Raw genomic sequence first — 8,242 nt, 5'->3', positions numbered from 1 at the left:
CAAGATGATTCTTCTCAAAGTAAGCAACAAAGCTCTGGAGGTAATAGTATTTATGACTTTACCAAACCAGAAAAAGACCGTATTCATTCTCTACAAGATTTAATAGAGAAACTTAAAAAGTCTAGTGATTTTATTAATTACCATACATCTGACGATGAAACGATGCCTTATTGGATTTCTTACTATCGCCCTTCACTTGATGGAGAGAAATTACAGAAATATTTAATGCCCACTCTTTTAGAAAAACATTGTGCTTCTCTAGAACAACTAAAAGAACATATTCCGATGAGCGGCATTACAATTACGAATGACTTACAAAAAATTGAAGACATGGTTTTAAAGGGGCATGCGATTATTCAACTGAACCAGCAAGATCAAAAGTGCATGCTTGCAAACATTGCAATTGATAATTACCGGGCGCCAAGTCCTCCATTAAATGAATCGACAGTTATTGGTCCTCAGGAAGGTTTCGTAGAAGCTATCGATACGAATATTAATTTAGTACGAAAACGCCTTCCTGTTTTAGAGCTACAGACAAAAGAAATGATTGTTGGAGAGTTTTCAAAAACAAAGGTTGTCATGATGTATTTGGACAACCTCGCTGAAAAAGAGAATGTAGATTTTCTAGAAGAATCATTGCGTGCTCTTGAATATGATCAAATTAATGATAGTGCTTATATCCAAGAATTAATGGGAGAAAAGTCGATTTTCCCTCTCTATATCAATACAGAGCGTACTGATAGAGTTACAAAAGCACTAATTGATGGAAAAATCGCTATTTTTGTTGATGGTTCCCCAAGCGTGTTACTTACACCAGTATCATATTTTGATTTTTTCATTTCACCAGAAGACTATAACGTCTCTTGGCTATACGCTACATTTTCACGCATTTTACGCCTTATCGCTGTTCTATTTTCAATTTGTGCTACACCGTTATACGTTGCAGTTTTAAATTATCATTATGAACTCATTCCAAGTGATTTACTTGAAACTTTAATTTTATCAAGGGCACAAGTACCGTTTCCACCTTTAATTGAAGCGCTCTTTTTAGAACTCGCAATTGATTTATTAAGAGAAGCTGGCGCAAGGTTACCGATGAAAGTTGGTCAAACTCTCGGTATTGTAGGCGGTATCGTAATCGGGCAAGCATCTGTACAAGCTGGTTTAACGAGTAATATTTTATTAATTATCGTTGCCTTATCAGCACTTGCTTCCTTTATTACGCCTATTTATAAAATGGGTAACGCCGTTCGATTACTACGCTTCCCATTTCTAGCATTCGCAGAAGTAGGAGGGCTCTTCGGTATTTCTCTTGGATTTATCTTCTTATTTACGCATCTATTCAGGCTTACTTCCTTACGTAAGCCGTACGCTTTGTTTTATCCGACAAGACAACAATCCGTTAAGGACTCTTGGATTCGTTTTCCTTTAACAATGATTGATACAAGAGATGTACAAGCAAGACCACAACATGTAAAAAAATCAGCAAAAGGGATTTCAACAAAACATAGATCGGACTTTGATGATTAAGAAATGAGGTGCATTGATGAGTAAAGTTCAAGAAAAATATCAAATATCTCCTATCTTTGTTTTCTTCTTAATTCACGGTGCACAATTTGGAGCTGGCGTTCTCGGCTTCGCTCGAATTATAGCAAAAGCCGCCGGATACGACGGCTGGATAGGAGTTCTCCTCACAGGAATTATCATTCATATTCTCATCTGGATGATGTATTATTCATTAAAAAATACAGAAGGAAACTTAATTGATTTACACAAACAGATTTTTGGAAAATGGATTGGAAATGGTATTAGTCTCATCTTTATGGCTTATTTTTTTATTGTAAGTATTTCTGTCGTTCGAACCTATGTCGAAATTATTCAAGTGTGGATGTTTCCTAGCGCATCCACCTGGATGCTCACTTTCTTTTTATGTTTAATAAGTTATTACATTATTTCATCAGGATTCCGCGTCATTACAGGAATTTGTGTTATTTCCGTTGGTGGAACATTAGGTTATCTTTTTCTAAGTCTTTTCATTTTGAAATTCTCACATTGGGATAATTTACTTCCAATGTTTTCACATTCTTTTACAGATATTTTGAAAGCAGCTCAACTATCCATTTATAGTATGACAGGATTTGAAATTTTCCTTATGGTTTATCCGTTTGTTAAAGAACCAGAAAAATCTCATAAATTTGTACAATATGGTGCATTATTCTCTAACTTCTTATATTTATTTAGTACGATTCTCGCTTTTACATTCTTTAGCGAAAAACAACTACTCAAAACAATTTGGTCTCAACTCTCAATGACACAAGTTATTAAGCTTCCTTTTATTGAGCGACTTGAGTATATTGCTATTTCCGGTTATGCTCTCGTTATTATTACAAGCTTTATTCTACCTTTATGGGCCGCTACTCGAGGAACGCATGAAATCTTTCGTGTAAAACAACGAGGTATTTTAATTGCATTTATGCTTATTACCTTAGTTGTTTCACAACTTTTAACAAATAGGCATGATATTAATGATTTTATTAGTAATACATCTAAAGTTAGTTTTTGGCTTATATATATATATATCCCAATTCTATTTATTATTGTGTGGGTGAAAAAAAAATGGACAAAACCAAAAAAAAATTAATACTTCTTATTTGCATCAGTATCTTCAGTCTAACTGGTTGTTTACAAAAAAATATTATTGATGATGTTCAGCTCATTCAAGGAGCTGCCTTCGATACAGCAAAAGATAATAAAGTAAAAGTTACATTTGTTTGTCCCATACAAAAAAAGGGAAATAAAGTTCAAGTTTATGAAGGAACAGGAAACGCAGTAAAACAAGTAAAGGCAGATACATCTTTAGAATCTTCGCAACCGTTCGCAAGCGGGCAAATGCGTGTTGCCTTATTCACAACAAAGATTGCTAAAAAAGGATTATCAACTTCCTTTGACACATTAATTCGTGATGTGAATATTGGTAACTCACTGTATGTTGGACTATTAGAAGGCAGTGGTACTGAACTATTTAAAGGAAAATATAGTACCTCTTACAATGTTGCGATTTATATAAAAAAAATGTTAGAACATAATATGGACACTGGGCCTTTGCCAACTGACAATTTATATTTAGGTGCCTTCAGGTACTACCGTGAAGGACAAGATTCTTATATGCCTATCCTAAAAAAACATGGTGATAAAATAAAAATTACTGGTATCGGTCTTTTGAAAAAGGATAAGTTGGTCGGAACAATTAAGTATCACGATATGTTTGTTTTCAAAGGACTGCTAGAAAAACACCGCTTGGACTCACATGAATTTAAAACCAATCCTGGCTATGCAATGATTAATAACATTCGTTCCGTTCCTACCTACGAAGTAAATATAAAAAATGGAAAACCTTCTTTCTATATTCATGTAAAAATGGAAGCTCGTATTCAAGAATTATCTCGAAAATTCAACTTAGAAAATAAAAAGAACACGCAAAAAATAGCGAAAGCGGTTGAGAAACAGTTAGATGCAAAAGCTACAAAACTAATTAAACAGTTTAAATCCTTAAATGTTGATCCCCTTGGACTTGGAGCAAAATATAGACAACATTATCGCCCATTTAAATTAGAAGAGTGGCGAAAAATGTACAAAGATGTGCCAATTAAAGTAAAGTACACCGTTGATATTACAAATTCTGGTGTAATTGAATGAGAAATGATTGAACTCCTCTCTCCAGCATGATACAACGGAGAGAGGAGTTTTTTATTATCAAATAGAGAGAGAAGATATTTATGGGGGAGCTTATGTCTAAAAAATTAGTAAAGCCTATTTTAAATGGTATTTTATTTCTCGGCGTCTTTTTATTTGCTCATACATACTTGAAAAATGTTTCCTTCACACGTTACTTGCTTGCCGTTATACCAATGTTACTGATCGGTATATTCGGCATTGATCTTATTTTATCTATTTTAATTAAGAAAGAAGAATAACGAGCGAACATCTTATTTCTATAAGATGTTCTTTTCATTTCATAATCACCTTATGTTACAATAAACTTCGGCATAACGTAAGAAAGGATGAAACAACATGACAAACGAAAAAGGTTTAGATAAAGGATACGAACTCGTTGCGAAAATGCATGAAGTATTCGGACATCCTGTAACAAATACCCCAACAAAATTAACAGAAGAGCGCGCAAAAATCCGTGCGAGTTTTATGCAAGAAGAGCTAGAAGAATTTCTAGAAGCAACGACTGTTGAAGATCAATATGATGCACTGATTGACCTTATTTACTTTGCATTTGGAACGTTTGCCGAAATGGGCGTACGTCCAGATAAAGGATTCGAAATTGTAAATAACGCAAACATGGCAAAATTATTCCCTGATGGGAAACCTCGATTCCGCGAAGGCGATGGCAAAATTCTAAAACCAGAAGGCTGGCAAGCGCCAGAGCCACAACTTCGTGCTGAAATCGAACGTCAACGCCAAGAAGCTGAAAAAAACTGCTAGGATTTCCTAGCAGTTTTTTATTATTTCTTTTTTTCTGCAATTTATTAATGACCCACGTGTCCCGCGTGTCCTGCTGCTCCACTAATGCTAGCCGCTCCTGCTGCTGCCCCTGCTCCTCCTGCTCCAATTCCACCTGTCCAAGGAGAAGATTGTTGCTGTTGATATTGTTGATATTGTTGGTATTGTTGGTGCTGTTGACCATGTTGACCATGGTGACCATGTTGCCCTTGATGACCGTGTTGTCCTTGATGACCGTGTTGCCCTTGGTGACCATGGTGACCGTGTTGCCCTTGATGACCGTGTTGCCCTTGGTGACCATGATGAGCGTGCTGGCCTTGGTGCGTTTGATAAAGAACAGCTTGCGGATGAATGTGGTGGTGTCCATGGTGGTGTACTTGTTGCTGATGACCCTGGTGGTCTTGGTGATGATAGTGTCCATGGTGACCGTGTTGGCCTTGATGATGATGGTGTCCATGATGTCCTTGGTGTCCTTGGTGCCCTTGGTGCTGATGGTGTCCATGATGTCCATGTTGACCTTGATGGTGGTGATGTCCATGATGTCCGTGAACAACTTGCGGATACCCACCTATTCCTCCAGCTACAACACCTATTCCTGGTACCGGAAATCCTGTCTGCACTCCTCCAACGAAAGAAGGAAATGTAGTTGGTGCTCCTACTGGAATTCCTGTCTGTACACCAGCTACTGATGTTGGAAATCCCCCTGTTATTGTAGGCATTCCAGCCCCTGATGTCGAAAAGCCTCCCATTGATGTAGGCATTTCAGTTTGCATGCCAGCTACCGATGTTGGAAATCCGCCCGCGCCTCCCCCCATCCAGCTCGGAATTCCACCGTATCCTTGTTGTCCTTCTCCCATTAACATCATTTGTTCATAACTATCCGATCCACCTCCGAAGAAGCCATGTGGTGCATTATTGTCCATCCCTTTCATTCCTTTCACCTCTTCTACTCAATTTAGCCTACCTTTTTTATCATATTTCCTATAGAAAAATAGGTGTTTGTCTGTATGGGAATTCCGCTCTTTTATTTGTACGTAATGGAATAATTAAAAACTTAGACTAATCTAATCCATAGATGATTTTCTACACAAAAAAGCTCAGAGCCTAAATGCTCTGAGCTTTTATTTAGCGTTAATTAGTTTGCAACAACGTTAACAAGTTTTCCAGGAACAACAATTACTTTACGAACTGTTTTCCCTTCAATTTGGTCTTGAATTGCTTCAAGTGCAAGTTGTTCCATTTCTTCTTTTGATGCGTCTTTACTCATTGTTAGTTTTGTGCGAACTTTACCCATAACTTGAACAACGATTTCAACTTCATCTTCTACAAGTTTAGACTCATCAAATGTTGGCCAGCTTGCATATGTGATTGTCTCATTGTATCCAAGTTTGCTCCATAGCTCTTCCCCGATATGAGGTGCAACTGGTGCGATCATTTTTACGAAACCTTCTACATATTCTTTCGGAAGTGTTTCAGCTTTGTATGCATCGTTGATGAATACCATCATTTGAGAAATCGCTGTATTGAAGCGAAGCTCTGCATAGTCTTCTGTTACTTTCTTCACTGTTTGGTGATAAGCTTTTTCAAGCTCTTTATTTGGTGCATCAGTAATTTTCTCGCTTAATTCACCGTTATCTTGAATGAATAGACGCCATACGCGGTCTAGGAAACGACGAGCTCCATCAAGACCATTTTCAGACCAAGCGATTGAAGCGTCTAATGGTCCCATAAACATTTCGTATAGACGAAGTGTATCTGCACCGTGGCTTGCTACGATATCATCAGGATTTACAACGTTACCTTTTGATTTACTCATTTTCTCGTTGTTTTCACCTAGAATCATACCTTGGTTAAATAATTGTTGGAACGGTTCTTTCGTTGGAACTACACCGATATCGTATAATACTTTATGCCAGAAACGAGCATATAGTAAGTGAAGTACAGCGTGCTCTGCACCGCCGATATAAATATCAACTGGAAGCCATTGTTTTACTTTTTCAGGATCTACAAGTGCTTCGCTATTGTTTGGATCGATGTAGCGTAGGTAATACCAGCAGCTACCAGCCCATTGCGGCATTGTATTTGTTTCACGACGACCTTTTTTACCCGTTTCAGGATCTACAACATTTACCCACTCGTCAATGTTAGCAAGTGGTGATTCACCTGTACCTGAAGGACGGATGTTTTCTGTTTTCGGAAGAACTAATGGTAATTCTTCTTCCTTCACAGCTGTCATTGTCCCATCTTCCCAGTGAATTACCGGAATTGGCTCACCCCAGTAACGTTGACGGCTGAATAACCAGTCACGTAGACGGTACGTTACTTTTTGATTTCCTGCGCTCGTTACTTCAAGCCATTCAATCATTTTTGCGATTGCCTCTTCTTTATTTAATCCATCAAGGAATGCTGAGTTTACGTGTGCACCATCACCTGTGTACACTTCTTTCGTAATATCTCCGCCTTTTACAACTTCCTTCATCGGAAGATTGAATACTGATGCGAATTCATAGTCACGCTCATCATGAGCTGGAACTGCCATTACAGCACCTGTTCCGTAAGTTGCAAGAACATAGTCAGCAATCCAGATTGGTAATTTCTCACCGTTTACTGGGTTAACTGCGTAAGCACCAGTGAATACACCAGTTTTCTCTTTCGCAAGTTCTGTACGCTCTAGGTCACTCTTCATTTTTACAGCGTTAATGTAAGCTTCTACCGCTTCTTTTTGTTCTGCTGTTGTAATTTCTGCAACAAGTGCATGTTCCGGAGCTAGTACACAGTATGTTGCACCAAATAGTGTATCAGGGCGCGTTGTGAATACTGTGAACTTCTCGTCTGTACCATCGATATTGAAGTGTACTTCTGCACCTTCAGAACGACCGATCCAGTTACGTTGCATATCTTTTAAACTTTCTGGCCAATCAAGTTCATCTAGATCTTCTAATAGACGATCTCCGTAAGCTGTAATTTTTAACATCCACTGTCTCATCGGACGACGCTCAACTGGATGTCCACCACGCTCACTCTTACCATCAATGATTTCTTCGTTTGCAAGTACTGTACCAAGTGCTGGACACCAGTTTACAGGTACTTCATCAACGTAAGCTAAGCCTTTTTCAAATAGTTTTAAGAAGATCCATTGTGTCCACTTATAGTAGTTTGGATCTGTTGTATTTACTTCACGGTCCCAATCATAAGAGAAACCTAGTGATTTAATTTGGTTACGGAACGTATTAATATTATGCTCTGTAAATTCAGCTGGGCTGTTTCCAGTATCAAGTGCATATTGCTCTGCTGGAAGACCGAATGCATCCCATCCCATTGGATGAAGAACGTTATATCCTTGCATACGCTTCATACGAGATAAAATATCTGTCGCTGTATAACCTTCTGGATGTCCTACGTGTAGGCCTGCACCTGATGGATATGGGAACATATCTAGTGCATAAAATTTTGGTTTTTCTGTTTCATCTGGCGTACGGAATGTTTTATTCTCTTCCCAGTACCCTTGCCACTTCTTCTCAATATCTTGATGATTAAAGCTCATGAGATACCCTCCTTGAAATTCTATTTATTTTCACCGCCCAAAATACAAAAAACCTCTCATCCCTAGAAAGGGACGAGAGGTTATAGATTCCCGCGGTACCACCCTAAATTAATGTAAAAATATACATTCGCTTAGATCCGTAACGTGGATTAACGGCAATTGCTACTATTAGTTTCACAACTGCAA

The 8,242-nt window shown here is 38.0% G+C and carries 7 protein-coding genes and 1 other annotated feature (1 of these 8 cut by a window edge); of the genes, 5 read left to right on the top strand and 2 right to left on the bottom strand.

Going from position 1 to position 8,242, the window contains the following annotated elements:
• The 5 genes from C4S65_RS00940 to C4S65_RS00920 all read left to right on the top strand — a co-directional run.
• On the top strand, nucleotides 1-1,530 hold a 1,530-nt coding region (locus C4S65_RS00940; RefSeq protein WP_103945093.1), incomplete at its 5' end, for a spore germination protein.
• 16 nt (nucleotides 1,531-1,546) lie between these two features.
• Nucleotides 1,547-2,641: a spore germination protein gene (locus C4S65_RS00935; RefSeq protein ID WP_142391518.1), complete on the top strand. Its 1,095-nt coding sequence runs from the start codon at nucleotides 1,547-1,549 to the stop codon at nucleotides 2,639-2,641.
• Nucleotides 2,617-3,696: a Ger(x)C family spore germination protein gene (locus tag C4S65_RS00930; RefSeq protein WP_061667144.1), complete on the top strand. Its 1,080-nt coding sequence runs from the start codon at nucleotides 2,617-2,619 to the stop codon at nucleotides 3,694-3,696. The genes C4S65_RS00935 and C4S65_RS00930 overlap by 25 nt, the downstream gene beginning before the upstream one ends.
• A 92-nt stretch (nucleotides 3,697-3,788) precedes the next feature.
• A complete protein-coding gene (locus tag C4S65_RS00925) occupies nucleotides 3,789-3,974 on the top strand; it encodes a hypothetical protein (RefSeq protein WP_000038776.1) in 186 nt (61 codons plus the stop codon).
• Nucleotides 3,975-4,071: 97 nt separating this feature from the next.
• Nucleotides 4,072-4,494, top strand: a complete 423-nt coding sequence (locus tag C4S65_RS00920; RefSeq protein ID WP_000180554.1) for a hypothetical protein — start codon at nucleotides 4,072-4,074, stop codon at nucleotides 4,492-4,494.
• Between the two features lie 44 nt (nucleotides 4,495-4,538).
• Here the strand turns inward: C4S65_RS00920 and C4S65_RS00915 are convergent, their stop codons facing one another.
• The gene (locus tag C4S65_RS00915; protein WP_103945091.1) at nucleotides 4,539-5,444 is read right to left on the bottom strand and encodes a hypothetical protein; all 906 of its coding nucleotides are present in this window, start codon (nucleotides 5,442-5,444) and stop codon (nucleotides 4,539-4,541) included.
• Nucleotides 5,445-5,647: 203 nt separating this feature from the next.
• Nucleotides 5,648-8,056 carry a leucine--tRNA ligase gene (gene leuS, locus C4S65_RS00910; RefSeq protein ID WP_000009440.1) on the bottom strand — a complete coding sequence of 803 codons (2,409 nt, stop codon included), beginning with the start codon at nucleotides 8,054-8,056 and terminating at the stop codon, nucleotides 5,648-5,650.
• 65 nt (nucleotides 8,057-8,121) lie between these two features.
• Nucleotides 8,122-8,242 (bottom strand) — a binding site (T-box leader) (it continues 99 nt past the right edge of the window).

The organism is Bacillus sp. ok061, from assembly GCF_900108285.1.
Lineage (GTDB): Bacteria > Bacillota > Bacilli > Bacillales > Bacillaceae_G > Bacillus_A > Bacillus_A thuringiensis_S.
The sequence above is the reverse complement of the archived record's forward strand: the minus strand, read 5'-3'. Positions and strand labels throughout refer to the sequence as shown.